General features: G+C 70.6%; 17 protein-coding genes. 8 read left to right on the plus strand and 9 right to left on the minus strand.

Features of this window, described 5'->3' with window-relative positions; all coding sequences use genetic code 11:
• Window positions 1-37: 37 nt before the first annotated feature.
• Window positions 38-1594 (minus strand): N-acyl-D-amino-acid deacylase family protein, encoded by a 1557-nt coding sequence (locus tag J2Z30_RS21655; protein WP_044566733.1) that lies wholly within the window; start codon window positions 1592-1594, stop codon window positions 38-40.
• Entirely contained in the window at window positions 1591-2934 is a 1344-nt protein-coding gene (locus tag J2Z30_RS21660) for an MFS transporter (RefSeq protein ID WP_044580682.1), read from the minus strand. The genes J2Z30_RS21655 and J2Z30_RS21660 overlap by 4 nt, the downstream gene beginning before the upstream one ends.
• Window positions 2935-3078: 144 nt before the next feature.
• Here J2Z30_RS21660 and J2Z30_RS21665 point away from each other — a divergent pair, with 144 nt between their 5' ends.
• Window positions 3079-4008: a LysR family transcriptional regulator gene (locus tag J2Z30_RS21665; protein ID WP_078956385.1), complete on the plus strand. Its 930-nt coding sequence runs from the start codon at window positions 3079-3081 to the stop codon at window positions 4006-4008.
• A gap of 165 nt (window positions 4009-4173) precedes the next feature.
• On the opposite strand, the gene J2Z30_RS21670 is transcribed toward J2Z30_RS21665, so the two are convergent.
• From J2Z30_RS21670 to J2Z30_RS21695, 6 genes are all read right to left on the minus strand, one after another.
• Window positions 4174-4905: a dienelactone hydrolase family protein gene (locus J2Z30_RS21670; protein ID WP_044566731.1), complete on the minus strand. Its 732-nt coding sequence runs from the start codon at window positions 4903-4905 to the stop codon at window positions 4174-4176.
• Between the two features lie 249 nt (window positions 4906-5154).
• Window positions 5155-6285, minus strand: a complete 1131-nt coding sequence (locus tag J2Z30_RS21675; RefSeq protein WP_044566729.1) for a trans-sulfuration enzyme family protein — start codon at window positions 6283-6285, stop codon at window positions 5155-5157.
• Window positions 6286-7527 (minus strand): amidohydrolase, encoded by a 1242-nt coding sequence (locus tag J2Z30_RS21680; protein ID WP_044566727.1) that lies wholly within the window; start codon window positions 7525-7527, stop codon window positions 6286-6288.
• Window positions 7524-8300: an amino acid ABC transporter ATP-binding protein gene (locus tag J2Z30_RS21685; protein WP_044566726.1), complete on the minus strand. Its 777-nt coding sequence runs from the start codon at window positions 8298-8300 to the stop codon at window positions 7524-7526. The genes J2Z30_RS21680 and J2Z30_RS21685 overlap by 4 nt, the downstream gene beginning before the upstream one ends.
• Window positions 8297-9202, minus strand: a complete 906-nt coding sequence (locus J2Z30_RS21690) for an amino acid ABC transporter permease (protein ID WP_078956384.1) — start codon at window positions 9200-9202, stop codon at window positions 8297-8299. The genes J2Z30_RS21685 and J2Z30_RS21690 overlap by 4 nt, the downstream gene beginning before the upstream one ends.
• The gene (locus tag J2Z30_RS21695) at window positions 9199-10137 is read right to left on the minus strand and encodes an ABC transporter substrate-binding protein (RefSeq protein WP_209468777.1); all 939 of its coding nucleotides are present in this window, start codon (window positions 10135-10137) and stop codon (window positions 9199-9201) included. The genes J2Z30_RS21690 and J2Z30_RS21695 overlap by 4 nt, the downstream gene beginning before the upstream one ends.
• Window positions 10138-10348: 211 nt before the next feature.
• Between J2Z30_RS21695 and J2Z30_RS21700 the strand changes: the two genes are divergently transcribed.
• Window positions 10349-11071, plus strand: coding sequence for a FadR/GntR family transcriptional regulator (locus J2Z30_RS21700; protein ID WP_052701107.1), 723 nt, complete (start codon window positions 10349-10351; stop codon window positions 11069-11071).
• A gap of 52 nt (window positions 11072-11123) precedes the next feature.
• Here the strand turns inward: J2Z30_RS21700 and J2Z30_RS21705 are convergent, their stop codons facing one another.
• A complete protein-coding gene (locus J2Z30_RS21705; protein WP_044580677.1) occupies window positions 11124-13205 on the minus strand; it encodes a SpoIIE family protein phosphatase in 2082 nt (693 codons plus the stop codon).
• A 674-nt stretch (window positions 13206-13879) separates the two neighbouring features.
• Between J2Z30_RS21705 and J2Z30_RS21710 the strand changes: the two genes are divergently transcribed.
• The 6 genes from J2Z30_RS21710 to J2Z30_RS21735 are packed head-to-tail and all read left to right on the plus strand — an operon-like array spanning window position 13880 to window position 20051.
• Entirely contained in the window at window positions 13880-14968 is a 1089-nt protein-coding gene (locus J2Z30_RS21710) for a polyamine ABC transporter substrate-binding protein (protein ID WP_308279999.1), read from the plus strand.
• Window positions 14969-15003: 35 nt separating this feature from the next.
• Window positions 15004-15843 carry an ABC transporter permease gene (locus tag J2Z30_RS21715; protein WP_245388262.1) on the plus strand — a complete coding sequence of 280 codons (840 nt, stop codon included), beginning with the start codon at window positions 15004-15006 and terminating at the stop codon, window positions 15841-15843.
• The gene (locus J2Z30_RS21720) at window positions 15843-16610 is read left to right on the plus strand and encodes an ABC transporter permease (protein WP_044566720.1); all 768 of its coding nucleotides are present in this window, start codon (window positions 15843-15845) and stop codon (window positions 16608-16610) included. The genes J2Z30_RS21715 and J2Z30_RS21720 overlap by 1 nt, the downstream gene beginning before the upstream one ends.
• Window positions 16607-17650, plus strand: coding sequence for an ABC transporter ATP-binding protein (locus J2Z30_RS21725; RefSeq protein WP_044566718.1), 1044 nt, complete (start codon window positions 16607-16609; stop codon window positions 17648-17650). The genes J2Z30_RS21720 and J2Z30_RS21725 overlap by 4 nt, the downstream gene beginning before the upstream one ends.
• Window positions 17647-18948, plus strand: coding sequence for a glycosyltransferase (locus tag J2Z30_RS21730; protein ID WP_209468778.1), 1302 nt, complete (start codon window positions 17647-17649; stop codon window positions 18946-18948). The genes J2Z30_RS21725 and J2Z30_RS21730 overlap by 4 nt, the downstream gene beginning before the upstream one ends.
• Window positions 18945-20051 (plus strand): ABC transporter substrate-binding protein, encoded by a 1107-nt coding sequence (locus J2Z30_RS21735; protein ID WP_044566714.1) that lies wholly within the window; start codon window positions 18945-18947, stop codon window positions 20049-20051. Before J2Z30_RS21730 ends, J2Z30_RS21735 begins: the two co-directional genes overlap by 4 nt.
• The last annotated feature ends 15 nt before the right edge of the window (window positions 20052-20066 follow it).

Raw genomic sequence — 20066 nt, forward strand, 5'->3', positions numbered from 1 at the left:
TTGTGGGGGATGGTGGAACGCGGGGGTGTGCCGACCGTCAGCGGGGCGGCTCCAGTCGGCGGCCTGCCCGGAGTCCGGTCGGCATGCCGGCCCGGACCACCTCGCGGCCCGCGATCAGCACGGTGTGCACACCGGTTGGTGACACGACCGGGGTGCGGTACGTGGCCAGGTCGGCGACCACGGCCGGGTCGAGGAGCACCAGGTCGGCGAAGGCTCCGGGGACGATGCGGCCGCGCCCGCCGAGCCCGAACGCGTCGGCGGCGCGGGAGGTCATGGCGGCCACCGCCTCGGGGAGCGTCAGCAGGCCCTCCTCCCGGACGTACCGGCCGAGGACCCGCGGGAAGGTGCCGTACGCCCGTGGGTGCGGATGGCCGCCGAACCCGGGTGGCGCGGCGTCCGTGCCGATGGTGGTGTGCGGGTGGCGCAGCGCCGCGGCCACGTCCGACGGATCCATGCACTCCACGATCATGTTGGCGCGGTTGCGTTCGCCGGCGACCACGCGGACCAGCGCTTCGAAGGGATCGCAGCCCAGGCGGTCGGCGACCTCCGGCAGCGGCAGTCCGTCGTGGGTGCCCGAGGCCGTGCTGGCGACCGTGATCCCCTCGTACCCCACGGCGGCCACATGGTTGTCCCAGCCGTCCTCGCCGCCCTCGACCGCGGCACGGATCGCCGCTCGCCCGGCCGGGTCCGCCAGCCGGGCGAGGAGCCCTTCGGCGCCTCCCTCATGGGCCCAGGGCGGCAGGGCGGCGGAGAGCATGGTGGAGGACGCGGTGTACGGATACACGTCCTGGCCCACGCGGAGGCCACCCTCGCGCGCCGTGTCCAGCCGCTCCAGGACGGTGGGCAGCCGTCCCCAGCGCCGCGGGCCCGACGCCTTGATGTGCGAGATCTGCACGCGGCAGCCCGCCGTGCGGCCGACCGTCAGCGCCTCCTCCACCGCGGCGTCGAGCCCGGCGCCCTCGCTGCGCAGGTGCGTGGCGTACACGTCGTCCCCGCCGAGTTCGGCGGACACTTCCAGGAGGTGTCCGGTGTCCGCGGCGGCGCCCGGTGCGTAGGCCAGTCCGGTGGACATTCCGAAACAGCCCGCCGCCAGTGCCTCGCGCAGCATCCGGCGCATGACGGCGGGATCGCCGTCGGCGGCGGTCCACAGGGTGCCGTGTCCGACGAGGGGGACATGGTTGGTGACGTGGCCGCCCGCCTCGGCGGCCGCGAACAGCCCCTCGTGGTCGCGCCAGGACGGCGACAGCGGTGGCCACACCTGCTCGGCGAATCCGGTGAAGGTATGCGGGTCGCCGACCGGGGCGAGCGAGAAGCCGCAGTTGCCGACCACCTCCGTGGTCACCCCTTGGACGAGCTTGGACGGGTCGACGGTCGGGTGCAGGGGAGCGTTGTCGCTGTGCGAGTGGACGTCCACGAACCCCGGCGTGAGGATCTGCCCCGGGCCGGCCCGCAGCACCCGCCGCCCGGCCGGTTCGACGCTGCCGGGCGGTTCGACGGCCTCGATCCGCTCGCCACGTACCAGCACGTCGGCGGCGAAGGGCGGCGTGCCGGTGCCGTCCACGACGGCGGCTCCGGAGACGAGCAGATCGTTCACGACACGGTCACCGCCCCGGAGTCGGCGGACTCCGCCGCCGGCTTCACGGCGCGGGGCGCGGTCTCCGGCAGGCAGAACCGGATGACCAGCAGCGATACCAGCGCGATCACGGTGATGTACACCGCGGGAGACAGCTTCGACCCGGTATGGGAGATCAGAAACGTCGCCACGTAGGGGGCGGTGCCGCCGAACACCAGATACGACAGGTTGTAGCCGATGGACGAGGCCGTGTAGCGGATGTGGGTCGGGAACATCTCCACCAGCAACACCGTCACCACCGGCCCGGTCGCGCCCGCGACGGACACGAACAGCAGCTGACCGGCGAAAGCGGGCCAGAATCCGCCGACCGAGGAGAGCAGGAAGGCGGGCACGGCCAGGAGTGTCAGCCCGCCCGCCGCGTACGTCATCAGCGGACGCCGCCCGTACCGGTCCGACAGGTGGCCGAACACCGGCACCAGCGCGATGAGCACCAGATAGGTGGCGGCCGACGACCACAGCGCGGTGGTCCGGGGAAGCCCGACGACGCTCGTCAGGTAGGTGGGCCAGTAGCTGCCGAGCACGTAGAAGGCGACCGCGTTGAACGTCACCACGCCGAACACCACGCCGATGGCCCGCCGCTGACCGTGCCACGTCGCCTTCAGCGGGGCGGACTCGACCTCGGCGTCACGCCGCAGGGCCAGGAACTCGGGAGTGTCGTCGACCCGGAGCCGCAGATACAGCCCGACCAGGCCGAGCGGCAGCGCGAGCAGGAACGGGATCCGCCATCCCCACGACTGCATCGCCGTGTCGCCCAGCGCTTGCGTCAGCAGCGCGGCCAGGCCGAGACCGCACAGGGACGCCGCGTTGGTGGAGATCGACAGGACGCTGGCGTACAGCCCCCGGCGCTCGCGCGGGGCGTACTCCACCACGAAGGCGGAGGCCCCCGAGTACTCGCCACCCGCGGAAAAGCCCTGCACGAGCCGGAGGACGAGCAGGAGCACCGGGGCGAGTGTCCCGACGGACGCGTGGGTGGGCAGCACCCCGACCAGAGCGGTGGAGCCCGACATCATCAGCACCACCAGGGAGAGCGTGGCACGCCGGCCGACCCGGTCGCCGAGCCTGCCGAGGACGACGGCGCCCACGGGACGTATGAAGAAGGCCACCGCGAAGATGCCGAAGGTCGCCAGCAACCCCGCGGTCGGATCGTGACCGGGGAAGAACGCGGTGGCGATGACGGTGGCCTGGAAACCGTAGACACCGAAGTCGAACCACTCGACGAAGTTGCCGGCGGCTCCGGCCAGCAGGGGGCGCCGGACGCTCGGAGGCGTACCGGGCGGTGTGGAGGGGACTGAGGATGGCATGGGCGCTCCACGGTTGCCGAAGATCGGGGAGAGGGCGGGATCCCCTTCGCCGTACACCCGTCGTGTCGCGGTCCGAAGGTTGCTCCACTTTCGGGTCGACGGAAACCGTTGTCCAATTCCTCTTGGCGTGCTATCCATTCCCGAATGGGAATGGATCCGACGTTCCAGCAGCTCAGAGTGTTCCTCGCAGTTGCCGAGGAACTGCATTTCGGCCGTGCCGCCGAGCGGCTGGCCATGACCCAGCCACCGGTGAGCCGGCAGGTGCGGGCGCTGGAGAAGGTCGTCGGCGTCCCCCTGTTCGACCGCACCTCGCGCCATGTCGCGCTCACCCCCGCGGGCGAGGTGCTGCACGCCGAGGCGGCCCGGACCCTGACGTCCTGGGGCCGCGCCGTCCAGGAGGCGGCCCAGGTGGCCCGGGGGCTTCGCCGCGCCCTGGTGCTCGGCTCCGTCGAGGCGGTCGCCCTCGAACTGCTCCCCTCGGTCGTCAACGAGATCCGCCGCACACATCCGCAGGACGAATGGGAGCTGCGGGAGGGGGACACCTCCGACTTGCTGGCGGGGCTGTACGCCCGCGAACTGGACTGCGCCGTGGTGCGGGGCCCGGTCGCCGCCGACGCCGATGTCCTGGTACGGCCGTTGTTCGACGACCCGCTGGTCATGGCGTTGCCGTCCGCGCATCCGCACGGCGGATCGCCCATCGAGTGGTCCGCCCTCGCCGACGAGGATTTCGTCGTGTACCGGCGGGACGTCAGGCAGGGTCTGCTTCCCGTGCTCCTCGATGGCTGCGCACGGGCCGGTTTCACCCCGCGCATCCGGTACCAGGCCACCGCGACCGAACTGCTCCTCGGGCTGGTGGCGGCCGGTGACGGGGTGGCCCTGGTCTCCTCGGCGGTGGCCCGCTCCCCGCGGGCCGGTGTGCGGTTCGTTCCGCTCGCGGGTGGCGGTGCCACCTCCCCACTGTTGTTCGTGTGGCGCCGGGGCGCCGCGGTGGGCGCCGTGAAACGGATCGGCGACATGCTGTGGCGGGCCGCGCCGGAACGTCGCGGCGCACCGCGCGATCCGGTGGTGCCGTGACCCTGCTGCGCTCCTTCGCGTCGGTCGCCTGCCCGGCGATCCGCAAGGTACGGGCCGAGTGCCGTACTGCGTGAGCCCGGCTGATGGAGGCGGTGTCGGCCGGGCGCCGCCCGGCCGACACCGCCTACCGTCTGCTGCCGGCCTGACGGCCGGGGTGGGCGGCGGCTAGCTCAGATGCCGGGTGAAGAACTGGGCCGCCGCGTCCCCCGCGAACTGCGGGACGCCGGTGTGCCCGCCCAGATTGGCGTGCAGAGTCTTCTCCTTGGAGCCGAAGGCGTCGAACAGGTCCAGGGCCCGCTGCCGGTCGTTCCCTTCGTCGTCCCACTGGAGCAGGACGTGCAGCGGAATGGTGACCCGCCGGGCCTCCTCGAACAGGGCGCGAGGCACGAAACTCCCGGCGAACAGAACGGCGGCCGAGATGCGCGGCTCGACCACCGCCAGCCGGGTCCCGATGGCGATCACTCCTCCCGAGTACCCGACCGGGCCGCCGATCCCGGGCAGCGGAAGGAGGGCGTCCAGGGCGGCCTGCCACTCCGGGACCGCCTTTTCGACCAGCGGGAGGACGAGCCGGTCCACGATCGCGTCGTCGACCGGCTCGCCGGCCTCCAGCGCCCGGCGCAGGTCGGCGCGGGCCTGCTCGGCGGCGGCGGAACGGGGCCGGTCACCGCTTCCGGGGAGCTCGATGGTGGCCGCGGCGAAGCCCTCCGCCGCGGAGTGCCGGGCGCGGGCCACCAGCCGGGGGTACATCTTGTGCAGTCCGCCGGGGTGGCCGAGCAGGATCAGCGGCGCCGGTGCGGATGCGGATCCGGGCGTCCACAGGATGCCGGGCACCTCGCCGAGGGTGAATTCGCGTTCGAGGACGCCGTCGTCGAGGCGTTGTTCGGAAGTGAATCGCATGGTCTTGCCTTTCGGGAGTGCTCGTGAACGGCGCTCCCGGACGACCTATCGCCCGACCGTGACCCCAGAGGGGAGCACCCATGTCAGTAGTGTGTTCACGGGTACCACCTCCTCGTTGTCTCGCACGGCCTCCGGAAAGCTACCAGTGGTCGCCGTGGTCCGCCAACGGGTTTTCACGGACCTCCGTGCCATCGTCGTCTTCCGACATGGCGGTCAGGGGCCGAGCCGCTCCGGGCGGGCCTCGTCGCTTCACAGCGCCGCGTCGAGTGCCTTCTCCAGGTCGACAAGCAGGTCGTCGGCACTCTCGATGCCGACGGACAGGCGCAGGACATTGGGATCGTCCACGGAGTCCACCAGGCTCACGACGTCACCGAGGCTGGTGGCCCTGATGAACCGTGTGAAGGCGTCGTAGACCGCGGCCTTGCGCTCCGGCCTGAGCAGTGCGAACGAGAGCATCCCGCCGAAGCGGTGGCCACCCGTCAGCCGGCGAGCGAGCTCGTGCGCCGGTGCGCTCGGGAGCCCCGGGTAGTTGACCGTGCTCGTCGCATCGTGGGCGTCGGCGAGTTCGGCGAGTCGCAGCGCGGTGGCGCTGGCCCGGTCGACTCGCAGTTCAAGCGTGCTCATCCCCTCCATGACGGCGGCCGCGTTGTGCGGGGTGATGATCGTCCCCAGTCTGCGGCGCATCACCGCTATCGCGTCCATGGCCGGTCCGCTACCGGCCAGTGCCCCGGCCAGCACCCGGCCGTGCCCGGCCAAGTACTTCGTCGCGCTGTGGATCACGATGTCGGCGCCGAGCTCCAGCGGCCGGATCAGCACCGGCGTGGCGAAGGTGTTGTCCACCACCGCCAGCGCGTCGTGATCATGGGTGATCGCGACGATGGCCTCGATGTCGAGAACGTCGAGCAGCGGGTTGGTGAACTCCTCGAAGAACACCGCGCGGGTGGTGGGCCGGAACGCGGCCTCCAGCGCCGTCGGGTCTGTCAGGTCGACGAACGTCACCTCGCATCCGAAGTCCGGAAGGTCGTGCGCCAGCCACTCCCGGCTGTTGACGAACAACTGGTCGGACGCGATGAAGTGCCCCCCGCGGCGGCCCAGTGCGAGCAGCGCCGTCGTGATCGCCGCCATCCCCGAGGCGAAGGCCAGCGCGCGTGGCGCCGACTCGATCGACGCCAGCGTCGACTCGAGTGCGGCGACGGTCGGATTGCGGACCCGCGAGTAGTAGTCGTGGACCGACGGGTCCTCGACGGTCCGCTTGTGGGCGGCCATGTCCGCCATGGCGAACGACGCCGTGTCGAAGATCGGAGCCGCGACTGCCCCCAGCGGGTTCGCTCCCCGGCCGTGCAGCAACCTGGTCGCGAGCCCGCGGTCGTCCTGGTTCATTCAAGACCCTTCCGATGTTCCCGGCTGCCCGCCGGGAGGCGTGAGCAGAGCCGGTACGTCCACGACACCGCCGGCGGCCTCGAACTCGAGGCGGCCGCGCTCCCGTAGCTCGGCGTCGGTGAGGAAGTCGAGCGCGGTCAGGGCCAGGGCCACCGCCCCGTCGACGACCGCCCGGTCGCCCCGCTCCGAGCCCGCGTACCCGGCGAAGGTGACGGTGTGGAGCGCGACCTCCGGCGGCGCGATGGCGAGGGTGGGATGGATCGCCGGAACGCGCAGGCTGATGTTGCCCAGGTCGGTCGAGCCCTGGGGACTCCGGGGCGCGCCCGGGGTCCGCCCGCGCCCGGCCATATGCACGCCAAAGCGGGTGGAGAGCGCGTCGTTACCGCGCACCGGCAGGCATGGCTGGATCCGGTCCCACACCGCGTCGAGCCTGGTCTCCGTGATCAGCGCGGCACCCGCGAGGATGCGCTGTACCCGCTCGCTCAGAGCAAGGAGCGAGTCCAGCTGGGGGGAGCGGATCAGCAGCCGCAGCGACGCCCTGGCGGGCACGACGTTGGCGGCCTCGCCCCCCTCGGTGATGACTCCGTGCACGCGGTCGGTCCGCGGCATGTGCTGACGCAGGGCGGCTACACCCTGATAGGCGGCGACCACGGCGTCGAGAGCGTTGCGGCCGGCCTCGGGCCGGGCCGAGGCATGGGCCGGGATCCCGTGGAAGGCCGCCTCGACCGAACGCAGCCCGAGCGCGGCGAAGTGGGTGTCGTCGCAGTTGGCCGGATGGAGCATGATCGCGGCGTCGATTCCCGCGAACGCTCCGGCTCGGGCCATGATTTCCTTGCCGGAGCCGTTCTCCTCGGCCGGTGTGCCGAGCAGGACGACCGAGCCGCCCGTCTCGCCGACCACGTCGAGCAGTCCGAGAAACGCTCCGGTCGCCGCCGCGGCGATGACGTTGTGCCCGCAGCCGTGCCCGATGCCGGGCAGCGCGTCGTACTCGGCGAGGATCGCGATCCGGGGACCGGCCGGATCACCCGCACAGGCCTCGAGCGAGGTCTCCATGCCGTGAACGCCCACCCGCGCTTCGAGCCCGTGCGCCGTCACCAGTTCGGCGATGGCGGCGACGGATCTGTGCTCGGCGAACCCCGGCTCGGCCAGCCCATGGATCATTCGGCTCAGCTCTGTCAGCTGGGGAGCGAGCCGCTCGATTCGCTCGGTGACCCGCCGTGCCGGTGTTTCCCGGGCCGTCACAGTACCTTCCCCAGGAAGGCACGAGTGCGTTCGTGGTCCGGTGCGCCGATGACCTTTTCCGGTGGCCCTTGCTCGACGATGCGGCCCTCACTCATGAAGACCGCGGTGTCGGCGACCTGACGGGCGAACCCCATCTCATGCGTCACCACCATCATCGTCATCCCCGAGGCGGCGAGGTACCGCATCACGTCCAGGACCTCGCCGACGAGTTCGGGGTCGAGCGCGGAGGTCGGCTCGTCGAAGAGCATGAGGGTCGGCTCCATCGCCAGCGCCCGCGCGATCGCCACGCGCTGCTGCTGCCCGCCGGAGAGATGGGCGGGGTAGGAGTCCTGCTTGTTCCCGAGCCCGACCCGCCCCAGCAGCCGGACGGCGCGCTCTACGGCGACTTCCCGGGCCTCCTTTTTCACCCGCATGGGCGCCAGAATCACGTTCTCCAGCACGGTCATGTGTCCGAACAGATTGAACTGCTGGAACACCATTCCGATCCGGGACCTGCGCTCGGTGACGACCGAGGGACGTGCCTCATGCAGGCGCCCGCGGACGAGATCGGAGCCGATCAACCGCCCATCGACGAGGATGAATCCGCGGTCGACGGTCTCCAGGTGATTGACGCAGCGCAGGAAGGTGGACTTGCCCGAACCCGAGGCTCCCAGCAGGCACACCACCTCGCCGCGCTCCACGGTCAGGTCGATCCCCTTCAGCACCTCGAGGCTGCCGAAGCTCTTGTGCACGTCGTGGGCCCGGATCACCGGCCCGGTCGCGACATCGGTCATCGGGCGCCCCCCACTCGGCTGAGGCTGCGGCCGAACCGCTTCTCCAGACGCGCCTGCACCAGAGTGAGCAGCGTGGTCATGACCAGGTACCAGATGCTTGCGACGATCAGCAGCGGGATCTGCCGGTAGTTGCGCGAATAGATCTGGGTCACCGATTCGAGCAGGTCCCCGACGCCGATGACCAGTACGACAGAGGTCATCTTCAGCATCGAGATGAACTGGTTCCCGATCGGTGGGATGATCGCTCGCATCGCCTGCGGCAGGACGACGAACCGCAGGGTCGCAAGCCGCCCAAGGCCCAGTGCGTCCGCGGCCTCCGACTGCCCCGCCGGCACGCTGAGCAGTCCGCCTCTGACGATCTCCGCGACGTACGCGGCCTCGTTGAACCCGAGGCCGAGCACCGCCGCCGCGAAGATCGGGATCACCTCGTTGGTATCCCAGCTCACCAGGAACCCGCCACCCGGGATGCCCAGCCCGATCCGCGGGAACAGCGATGCGGCGAACCCCCAGAAGAGCACCTGGACCAGTACCGGCGTACCGCGGAAGAACCAGATGTAGAGCGTCGCCGCGAAGCGGGGGATCGGGCCCCCCGACTGACGCAGCACGGCGAGGACGACACCGCACACGATGCCGACCGACATGGCGGCGATCGTCAGTTCCAGTGTCACGGCGATGCCCTCGAGGACACTGACGTCGAAGAGGTAGCGGCCGACCGTCGGCCAGTCGAAGCCCGGGTTGGTGACCAGGATCGCGACGACGAAACCGGCCAGCACCAGGATCACGGCCCCGCCGACCTTCTGCCCGGCAGCGCGCCGCCGGACCGGTTCGTGATCGGCGATGGCGACGAGATCCGCCAGGTCGACCCGGTCGTGGTGGAAACGGGTGTCGGTGGATCCGCTCATGAGGTCACCCGGTTGACCTGGGACTTCGTGATCGCGGCGTTGGTGATGTCCCAGCGCTTGAGGATCTTCGGGTAAGTGCCGTCGGCGATCAGAGCGTTGTAGGTCGCCGCGAGCGCGTCGGCCAGCTGCGAGTCCTTCTTGGGCACCGCGACGCCGACCGGCTCCGGGCTGATCAGAATGGTGTCCACGGACTTGAAGAGATCGGGTTGGAGCTTCGCCTGGTAGGCGACCGCCGAGTTGTCGGCGAGCATCGCATCCGCGCGCCCGGTGGCGACCGCCTGATTGACGTTGGTCTGCTGCGGCACGATCATCGGCTTGAGCGCCGGTTTGTCCGCCGCCTTGCACTGGTGCTGCAGGCTGTCCATGTTGCCCTGGGCCTGGGTGGTGCCGGTCTGTGCGGCGATCGTGCGTCCGCACAGGTCGAGCGGTTTCTCGATCCCCTTGGGGTTCCCGGCCTTGACCAGTGCGGAAGTGCCTCCTTCGAGGTAGGTGACCAGGTTCAGCACTTCCGTGCGCTCGCGGGTGACCGTCCAGGCGGACCAACTGGCGTCGAAACGGTGTGCCTTCAGACCCGCGAGCATCCCGTCGAAGGGCACCTGGACCCACTGGAAACGAAGGCCCGTCTTGGCCGTGATGGCAGAGGCGAAGTCGGCGCCGACACCGATGATCTTCCCTGAGGAACTCTTGAACGCGCTCGGCGGATAGTTGGGATCGGCGGCGACGCGCAGCACGCCGCTCGTCCGGATGTGCTTGGGGAACCTCGCCCGCAACGTCGAGTCGACCGCGCTCTTCACCGCGAGCGGTGCGGAGGGCAGACCCGCGTTCTCGGGTCGCGCGCCGGTGCCTGCACCGGCGCTGTCGTCGTTGGTGCAGCCATTTGTCCCGAGCACCGCCATCGCGACAGCCGTCGCGGCGATGCCGTGAAGAACTCTCATCTGCTCACTCCTGTGTCGATGCTCTGACGAGCAGAGGTCCCCACCGGCGAGCGGCGGAAGGATCATACCTATGATGGAAATGGAGCATAGGTATGATGCTTTCCGCTGACAAGGCCCTGCCAGTACGATCACCTCCGACGGCGCTGACGCCGTCACGCGTGGAGTTCCGCACCGGCGTAGGGCCGTCATACGAGGACACCGAGGAGAACGAGTGGGCAGGCTCAGCGACCAGGTCGTGGCACAACTGCGACAGGCGATCGTGCACGAGGAGTACGCACCGGGCAGCCGGATGCCCACCGCGGAATCGCTCGCGGAATCGCTCGGGGTCTCCCGGAGCGTCGTGCGCGACGCTCTGCGGACGCTGTCGTCCATGGGGTTGGTCGAGGTGCGGCAGGGGCACGGCATCTTTGTCGCCGTCCCGCGCGACGACATCCTCACCACCGCCCTGACGCTGCGGATGCAGCGTTCGGACGTCACCATCGGCGAGGTTCTCGCCGCCCGGGTCACGCTCGAGTCAACGCTTGCCGCCGAGGCTGCGCGGGTGCGTGACGATGAGACGCTGCGGCCGCTTCGCGGGCATCTGCGGCGGTTCGAGGACGGGGTCCGGGCCAAGGACTGGCCGACGGCGCATCAGGAGCACCTGCAGTTCCACCTGTCGATCATCAGGGCACTGCGGCTGCCCGCGCTGGAGTTGCTGATCGAACCGCTTCAGGAGCTGATCATCGTCAGCTCCATCCCCCCGGAGCCGGAGAGCGGGGAACAGTGGGGCATCGGCTCGCACGACCCGATTGTCGAGGCGCTGGAGTCCGGGGACCCCGAGGCCGCGCGGACAGCGGTGCGCGATCACTTCCGGTACGCGGAGTCGCCTCCCTACCGTGAATACGGCCAGACACCGTTCCGTGACGTCAGGTCGGTCCTCGCAGGACTCCGTTAGGTCTTCCTGGCGGGCCCGTTGGGGGTCTCTGGCGAACCGGGCGAAGGGTATGTCATCCGCCGTCCTGTTGTAGATGGAGCAGGAGGAGGGCGATGTCATCGCTCCGGGGGTCGGTGTGTGGGTCGTGGTGGATGAGAGTGTCGGCCAGGGTGGTCATGGGCTGGTCCGGGGCCTGCGTGAGCTGGTCGGCGAGGTTGGCGGTCGCGTCGTCGAGGTCGATGTCGGGACTTTCGACCAGACCGTCGGTGTAGAGGGCCAGCACGGCACCGGGCGGCAGGGGTATCTCGGTGGCCGGGTAGTCGGTGTCGGGATCGATGCCCAGCAGGAGGCCGGGTGGCAGGTGGAGGATCTCGGTGTGGCCGTCGGGGTGGCGCAGGAGTGGGGGCGGGTGGCCGGCGGTGGCCAGGTGGGCAAGGTGGTGTGCCAGGTCGATATGGGCGTAGAGGCAGCTGGTGAACAGGCCGGGGTCGAGGTCGGTGAGCAGGCGGTTGGTGCGGGCCAGGACTTCGCCGGGAGGTGCGCCGGCGGTGGCGTGGACGGCCGTGCGGACCTGTCCCATGAGGACGGCGGCGTTCACGTTGTGGCCTTGGACGTCGCCGATGGCCGCGGCGACGGTGGTGGCGTCGCAGCGGATGAGGTCGTAGAAGTCGCCGCCGATGTCCATGCCGCGGGCCGTGGGCAGATAGCGGGCCGCCACCTCCAGTCCGGGCACGGTGGGGAGGGTGGCGGGGAGCAGGCCGCTCTGCAGACTGTGGGCGAGCTGGTGTTCGGCGTCGTAGAGGCGGGCGCGGTCGAGGGCCTGGGCGATCAGTCCGGCGAGAGAGGTCAGCACGGCGCGTTCGTCGGGGGTGAAGTCGTGGGGCTGGTCGTAGGAGACCACGCAGCAGCCGACCGGGCGGCTGGAGGCCAGGAGCGGCAGGAAGGCCCAGGCCGCCCTCCTGGTCAGCCGCGGGATGTCGGGGGCGAGCTGCTCCATTTCGCGGGGGGAGGCGAAAAAGAGGGGTACTCCCGTGGTCACGGCGCGCACGGTAGGGGCCGACTCGTCCCGGAAGGGAGGGATGTCGAGGCGGCTGATGACCTTGGGCGGGTAGCCGCGGTGGCCGACGACACGCAACCGGTCGCCCTCGGCGACGGACAGGACGAAGCCCTGGGCGCCGAAGGCCGGCAGGACCAGGTCGGCGGTCAGCTCGACCACGTCCCGCACGCTGACGGCCTTGGTGAGCGCGCCGGCCAGGTGCATCAGGTCGTACAGTGTGCCGGCCCGGGTCGGTGTGGCGATGTTCGCTCTGCGCCCCGGCTCCGGGTGGTCCATGGGGGCGGTGTGGTCGGCGGGGGAGACGCGCACGCTGACTCCGGAGGCGTCCGGGCAGAGCTGGAAGGACAGCCACCGGTCCGGCGGGCGCAGGGCGGTGAAGGACGTGGGCCGGCGGCCGAGGACCGCGGCCCGGTAGCGGTCTTCGAAGACCGGGTCGTCCAGCCATGGCAGTGCCTCCCACAGCGGTGCGCCCAGCAGCTCCGGGACGCTGCCACCTACCAGGTCGGCGGCGGTGGTGCTGATGAAGGCGATCCGGCCCCGCGCATCCAGTACGCAACAGCCCTCCGTAAGGCGGTCGGCGAAGCCCACCGCGGCCCGCGCGGCGGTCCGGGCCCGCGGTGGGACCGCCACATGCGGCTCCTCGGGTGATATCGGGTGCCCGTCCGCGGCGGCATGCCGCAGGAGCGCGCCCGCACGGTCGCAGGTGGAGCGGATCACGGCGCGCTCATGCGCGCTCAGGTGCGATGGGCGCGGTTCGGGCCACAGCAGCACCAGTCCGCCCCAAGCGGTGGTACCGAAGGTGACCGGTGCGGCGGCCAGCGCCACGGGGTAGGGCCATACCAGCGCTGCCCTCGGGTAGCGGCGCGCGAGCTCTGCCTGGCTGGCGAGCCACACCAGGCGCCGCTCACGGACCGCGTCCGCCACGGGACCCGAGGCCGGAAGCAGCAACCGTTCCCAGAGCGCGGTGATCTTTGGCGGCACCCCGGTCGTCATGGCCAGCCGCAGCACCTGCCCGCCCGGCGGCAGCAGGTACACCAGACCCGCTGACGCGTCTGTCGCCCGCACCGCCGCGCACAGGAGCGCGTCCAGCAGCTCCATACCGGAGCCGACAGCAGGCGTGGTGTCGTCCCGCGGCCCCCGGCCCTCTCCCGGGAGGTCGTGCACATGCCCGAAGCGGCGCCTGGCCGCCTCGCCGCTGGTCCCCAGGGCGGCGCCGATCCGCGCCCAGCTGGCTCCAGCCTGCCGATCGGCGAGCACCGCATACCGCACCAGCCGGTCAGCCAGCCCGGGAACCTCCGCCACGGCGGCACAGTGACAGCCCACCGCGGCCTCCCGCGCCGGGGACAGATCATTCGTCTGCCGGGCTACCGCCTGAACCCGGGCCAGCAGGTCCGCGCCCGCGAGCACCATCGTCTGCCGCGTCCGGGCCGCCGTCGGCCATCGATGCCGAGCCCGCCAGGCCGCCTGTCGGTGAGCTGGGCTGCAATACCGCCGATTGTGGCCGGCCTGATCCGGTAGCAGCGCATCGCACCATTGGCACCGAACATCACCCATATCCACACATTACGCCCGTATGGGGTGACGGCGGCGCGCCCTGAGTGAGAACGAGGCCGGGTGAAACGGCTATCTTGCCCGGTGCATGCCAATGATGCGAAAATCCGGAAATCGATGCCTGCCCGTGAGCCGTTCGGCGAACCGGGCACGACCCACGCTCGGCCGGCTGATCTCGACAGCAAGGGAGTGGCGTGTTAGGCGCACTGAGGTTCAGGCACGTGTCCGTGGCGGCGACGGCGGCCGTCCTCGCGCTCCTTCTCCCCGGCTGCGGCGCCGACGGCCAACCGGGCGGAAGCGGCCCCGCCGCCTCCGCGTCGCTCGACCCCGAGGCGGACTTACGCAAGCAGCGGCTCACCGTCTCGAACTGGGACGGCTATATGCCGAAGGACCTTCCCGCCCGGTTCGAGTCGGCCGTCGGCGCACCCATGACCGTCGCCAAGCACGGCACCAACGAGGAGATCGTCGCCAAACTGACCGCCTCCGCCGACAGCGGCATCGACGTGGCGTTCGTATCCGGCCAGTACGCGCAGGCGCTCGCGGCGCAGGGGCTGCTCGAACCCATCCACCACGATCTGGTCCCGCACCTGAGGAACCTGGACCCGCTCGCCGCCCGGCTCGCCCATGACAAGGGCAACGTCTACTCGGTCCCGTACACCTGGGGCACCACCGGGCTCTGCTACCGCAAGGACCTCCTCGGCTACACCCCCGACAGCTGGAACGACCTGCTGAAGCCGCGCGCCGCGGTCAAGGGCAGGGCCACCATGCTGAAGACCGAACGCTGGCTCTTCCTCCCCGCGCAGAAGGCCCTCGGCTACTCGGTGAACACCACCGACGAGCAACAGCTCGCCCGGGTCAAAGAGTTGCTGCTCACCGCGAAGGACGACCTCCTCGCCTACGACGACACCACGTTCGGCGACCGGCTGGGGTCCGGGGAGGCGGTGCTGGCGGAGGCCTGGGACGGGTGGTGCCCGACCGACGACAAGAGGATCGGCTTCGTCGTCCCCAAGGAGGGCAGCGACCTCTGGACCGACACGATGGTCATCCTCAAGTCGTCGAAGAACAAAGAGGCGGCGCACGCCTTCATCGACTACGTCCTCGACGCGAAGGTGCACTCCTGGGTCGCCTCGAACATCTTCTACAAGGTCCCCAACACCGCCGCCATGGCCGAACTCGACCCGGCCCTGCTGAAGAGCTACCCCGCGCTCGCCATGGCCCCCGAGCAACTGCTCAAGGGTGAGTCCGTCGTCGACCTCGGGGACGCCGCGACGGCGTACACCCGGATCGTCACGGAAGTCACCGCGGGCTGATGGCCCGCCGGGGGAAGGCGGCCGGAGGACCACCGTTGCGAGCCCGTCTCGTCCTGCTCGGTCCGGGCCTGTCCTACCTGGCCGTCCTGCTCCTGCTGCCGCTGGCCCTGCTGATCGGTTACACGGTCTTCCGGCGGGGCCGCTTCGGCGGGATCGCGTACGAGGACGGAAGCACCGGCGAGAACTTCGCGCGGATCACCGACCCCCTCTACGCCGGTGTCCTCACCGACTCGCTGCGCATCGCCGCCGTCACCACGCTGCTCGCGCTTCTCCTCGGCTACCCGACCGCGTACGCGATCAGCCGGCTGCCCGGCAGATGGCGCACGGTCGCCCTGGTCCTGGTCGTGCTCCCGTTCTGGACCAACTTCCTGATCCGTACCTACGCCTGGATCGTGCTGCTGTCCAGCCGAGGCGTGGTCAACTCGGCCCTCACCGGCATCGGGGTGATCGACCGGCCGCTGAAACTCCTCTACACGGAACCCGCCGTCGTCCTCGGGCTGCTCTACGCCTATCTCCCGCTGATGGTGCTGCCGCTGTACTCGGCGATCGAGCGGGTGGACCCGCGGCTGCTCGAAGCCTCGGCCGATCTGGGCGCCCGCCCGGCCCGGACGTACCTGAGCGTGACCCTCCCGCACACCCTGCCCGGCGTGCTGACCGGCTGTGTCTTCGTCTTCGTTCCCAGCCTCGGCAACTTCGTCGTCCCCGAACTGCTGGGCGGCGGGCACACGGTCATGGTCGGCAATCTGATCAGAGACCAGTTCCTCAACGCACGGGACTGGCCGTTCGGCTCGGTGCTCGCCCTCGCCCTCATGGCGTTCCTGGTCCTGCTGCTCATGGCGCAGGCCTGGGCCGGGCGCCGGCTGGGCGGGCGCTGATGCGCCGGGCGACGCTCCTCCCGCTGTGGTTGACGTACGCGTTCCTCTACACGCCCGTCGTGGTGCTGGTGGTGATGTCGTTCAACCGCTCGGCCAGCCCCTACGAGTGGTCCGGGTTCAGCACCGCCTGGTACGGCACGCTGGCCGGCGACGACGAGATCCTGCGGGGCCTGGCCAACACACTGATCGTGGCCGCGGGCGCGACCGCCCTGTCCACCGTCCTCGGCACACTGCTCGCCGTGGGGCTCGCCCGCCACGCGAGCGGGTCGCGGCTGCTGCCCGCCCTGTCGGTGCTGCCCGCCGTCCTGCCGGACATCGTGCTCGCGATCGGCCTGCTCGCGTTCTACTCGCTCGTCTCGGCCACCCTCGGCCTGCACTCGGTGCTGCTCGCCCACACCGTCTTCGGCCTCGCCTTCGTCACGGCCGTCGTGCGCACCCGGATCGCCCATGTCGACCCCTCCCTGGAGGAGGCCTCACGCGACCTCGGCGCGAACGAGGTCACCACGTTCCTCCGCATCACCCTGCCGACCCTCGCCCCCGGCATCGTGGCGGGCGCGCTGCTGACGTTCACCCTCTCGCTCGACGAGTTCGTCATCGCCTTCTTCACCGCGGGGCCGAAGGATCCCACCCTGCCGATCGTCATCTACTCGATGATCAGGTTCGGCGTGACCCCGGAGATCAACGCGCTCGCCACCCTGCTGCTCGCGGTCAGCTTCACCGTGGTGATCGCCGCCCAGCGGGTCAGTCGGCTGACGGAGGCGCTGTGATCCGTATCCATGCCGTCACCCGGCGGTTCGGCGAGGTCACCGCCCTGGACGGGGTGAGCCTGGAGATCGAGGAGGGCGAGTTCTTCGCCCTGCTCGGCCCGAGCGGCTGCGGGAAGACCACCCTGCTGCGCGTCCTCGCCGGATTCGAGGCCCCGGACAGCGGCACGGTCGCCCTGGACGGCCGGGACCTGCTGGCCGTGCCCGCGCACCGGCGGCCGGTCAACCTCATGTTCCAGTCGTACGCGCTGTTCCCGCACATGACCGTGGAGAAGAACATCGCGTACGGGCTGGCGCGGGAAGGGCTCGCCCGGGGCGAGATCCGCGAACGGGTCGCGGCCGTACTCGCCACCGTCGGGCTGACCGCGCAGGCCCGCAGACGGCCGCACCAGCTGTCCGGCGGGCAGCGGCAGCGGGTCGCCCTCGCCCGTGCCATCGTCAAACGCCCCCGTGTGCTGCTGCTCGACGAGCCGCTGTCGGCGCTCGACAAACAGGTCCGCGCCGAGATGCAGCTGGAGCTCAAGCGCCTCCAGCACGAGGTGGGCACCACCTTCCTCGTCGTCACCCACGACCAGGAGGAGGCCATGTCGCTCGCCGACCGGATCGCCGTCCTGGACCGGGGGCGCGTCCAGCAGGTCGACACCCCCGTCGAGCTCTACCGGCACCCTCGGGGCCGGTTCGTCGCGGGCTTCGTCGGCGCCAACAACGTCTTCTCCGGACGGCTGCTGCCCACCGGCGGACTCGACGTACCCGGCGTCGGTCTCCTGCCCGCCCCGGCCGGGAAGGCGGCGGGGCTGGTCGGCGTACGTCCGGAGAGCATCCGGCTCGCCGCCGGGGGCACGGACGCCTACCTGCGCGGCACGGTGCTGGACATCAGTTACTTCGGCGGCTCCTCGAGGATCGCGGTCACCGTCCCCGGTCTGGAGCGGCCGGTCCTGCTGACCGTTCCGGGCCCGGCCACGGTGGTATCCGGGGCCCGCGTCGCGCTGTCGTGGGACCCGGAGAGCGCGGTACTGATCGAGACGACGGGAGACGCCCCTTGAGCGGAAGACCCCTGACCATCCTCTTCGCGCCGGAGAGCGCGTACGGCCCGACCAACAACTGCGTCGGCATCGGCGACGTACTGCGCCGACGGGGCCACCGCGTGGTGTTCGCGGCGGAGGCGTCCTGGAAGGGCAAACTCGCCCCGCTCGGCTTCGAGGAGGACCTGGTCGACCTGGCCCCGCCGCCCCAGAGGCCCCAGGAGGCGGGCCAGTTCTGGAAGGACTTCGTACGTGACACCGCCCCCGAGTTCCAAAGGCCCACGATCGAACAGCTGGGCACATGGGTCAGGCCGGTCTGGGAGGAACTGGCCGCCGGCGCCCGGTACTGCGAACCTCGGCTCAAGGAAATCGTCGACCGGGTCCGGCCGGACGTGATCGTCGAGGACAACGTCGTCTGCTTCCCCGCGCTGACCACGGCGGACGTGCCCTTCGTGCGGATCGTCTCCTGCAACCCGCTGGAGGTGAAGGGCGAAGGCGTTCCCCCGCCCTTCTCCGGGTACCCGTCCGGTGACCGCGCGGGCTGGGCCGAGTTCCGTGCCGAGTACGACCGCACCCACCGCGAGGTCTGGGCCGGGTTCAACGCCTGGGTCGTGGACCAGGGCGCGAGGCCGCTGCCCGACCTGGAGTTCATCCACGACGGCGAGCTGAACCTGTACGTCTACCCGGAGATCGCCGACTATGCCGCGGCCCGCCCGCTGGGCCCTGCCTGGCACCGGCTGGACTCCTCCGTCCGCGAGACCGACGAGGAGTTCACCCTGCCGCCGGAGTTGGCCGCACGGCCCGAGGGCAGCGCGCTGATCTACTTCAGCCTGGGCTCCCTCGGCTCCGCCGACGTCGGCCTCATGCGCCGGATCATCGCCTCCCTGGCACGCACCCCGCACCGCTGCATCGTCTCCAAGGGGCCGCTGCACGATGAGATCGAGCTGCCTCCCACCATGTGGGGCGCGGAGTTCCTCCCGCAGACGCGGATCCTCCCGCTCGTCGACCTCGTCATCACCCACGGCGGCAACAACACGACCACCGAGAGCCTCCACTTCGGCAAGCCCATGATCGTGCTCCCGCTGTTCTGGGACCAGTACGACAACGCACAGCGGATCGCCGAACTCGGCTACGGCGTCCGCCTCGACACATACCGCTTCACCGACGCTCAACTGCACGGCGCCCTGGCCGAGTTGCTCGGCGACGCCCGCCTGCGGCACAGGTTGACGGAAGCCTCCACGACCATCCGGGCCCGCGACGGGCTGCGCACCGCCGCCGACCTCATCGAGCGGCACGGCCACGAAAGGTACGGAACATGAGACTGTCCTTACGGCTCGGCCTCGGCGTCGCCGTCCTCGCGGCGCTCTCCGCCTGCGCGGACGGGCCCTCGTCGTCCTCCGGCGGTGACCCGGACGCCCGGGACACGCTCCAACTCGCCGTTCCCTCGGCCGTGATCGCCCCCAAGGAAGAGGTCGCCACCTACGCGGTGGGCGACGCCGAGGGCTATCTGGCCGCGGAGAAGCTGAAAGTCGACGTGATCAACACCGACGGGTCGGTGGCAGCGGTCCAGGCCGTCGCCTCGAACAGCGCCGACATCGCGCCGGCCGACGCGGGAGCCATCCTCGCCGCACGGGAGAAGGGCGTCCCGGTGAAGGCCATCGGGGGCCTGGTACGGAACTGGCCCTGGCGCATGGCCGTCCGGCCCGGCAGTGAGGTCAGGAGCCCGGCCGACCTCAAGGGCAAGAAGATCGGGGTCATCAGCCTCGCCTCCGGCTCGGCCATCTACGCCCGCGCGTACGCGAGCGACGCCGGACTGGACGCGGCGGGGGACGTCGACCTGCTGCCGGTCGGCGTGGGCGCACAGGCCCTGGCCGCCCTGGAGAACGGCAAGGTCGACGTGCTCGCCCTGTACACCCAGGCGTACACCACCATCGAGAACACGGGCACCGATCTGCGCTATCTCGACAACTCCGACGCCTTCGACGGCATCCGCTCCCTGACCTACGTGGTGACCGAGAAGACCCTGAAGGAGAAGAAGGACGTGCTGACGCGCTACTTGCGCGCCTCCTACAAGGCACTGCTCTTCTCCGCCGTCAACCCCGAGGCCGCGATGCGCGACGGCTACCAGGCCTTCCCCCAGCTGCTGACCGGCAAGAAGGCCGACGACCGCATCGCCGACGACACCAGGACCCTCGAGGCGTGGATCAGGACCGCGGTCCCCGCCACCGGTGAGCCCGGGAACTTCGAGGACTGGGGCGCGATCAGCGACGCGGAGTGGGACAAGACGGTCGCCTACACCAGGACGGCCGGTCAGATCACCGAGGACGTCTCCCTCCCGGAGCTGTGGGACGGCAGCCTGCTGGGGGGCGCGAACGACTTCGACCCGGCGGACGTGATCGCGAAGGCGAAGGCCGCCGGGTGACGCGGGAAGGCGGCG

It is taken from the genome of Streptomyces iranensis (assembly GCF_017874715.1).
GTDB lineage: Bacteria > Actinomycetota > Actinomycetes > Streptomycetales > Streptomycetaceae > Streptomyces > Streptomyces iranensis.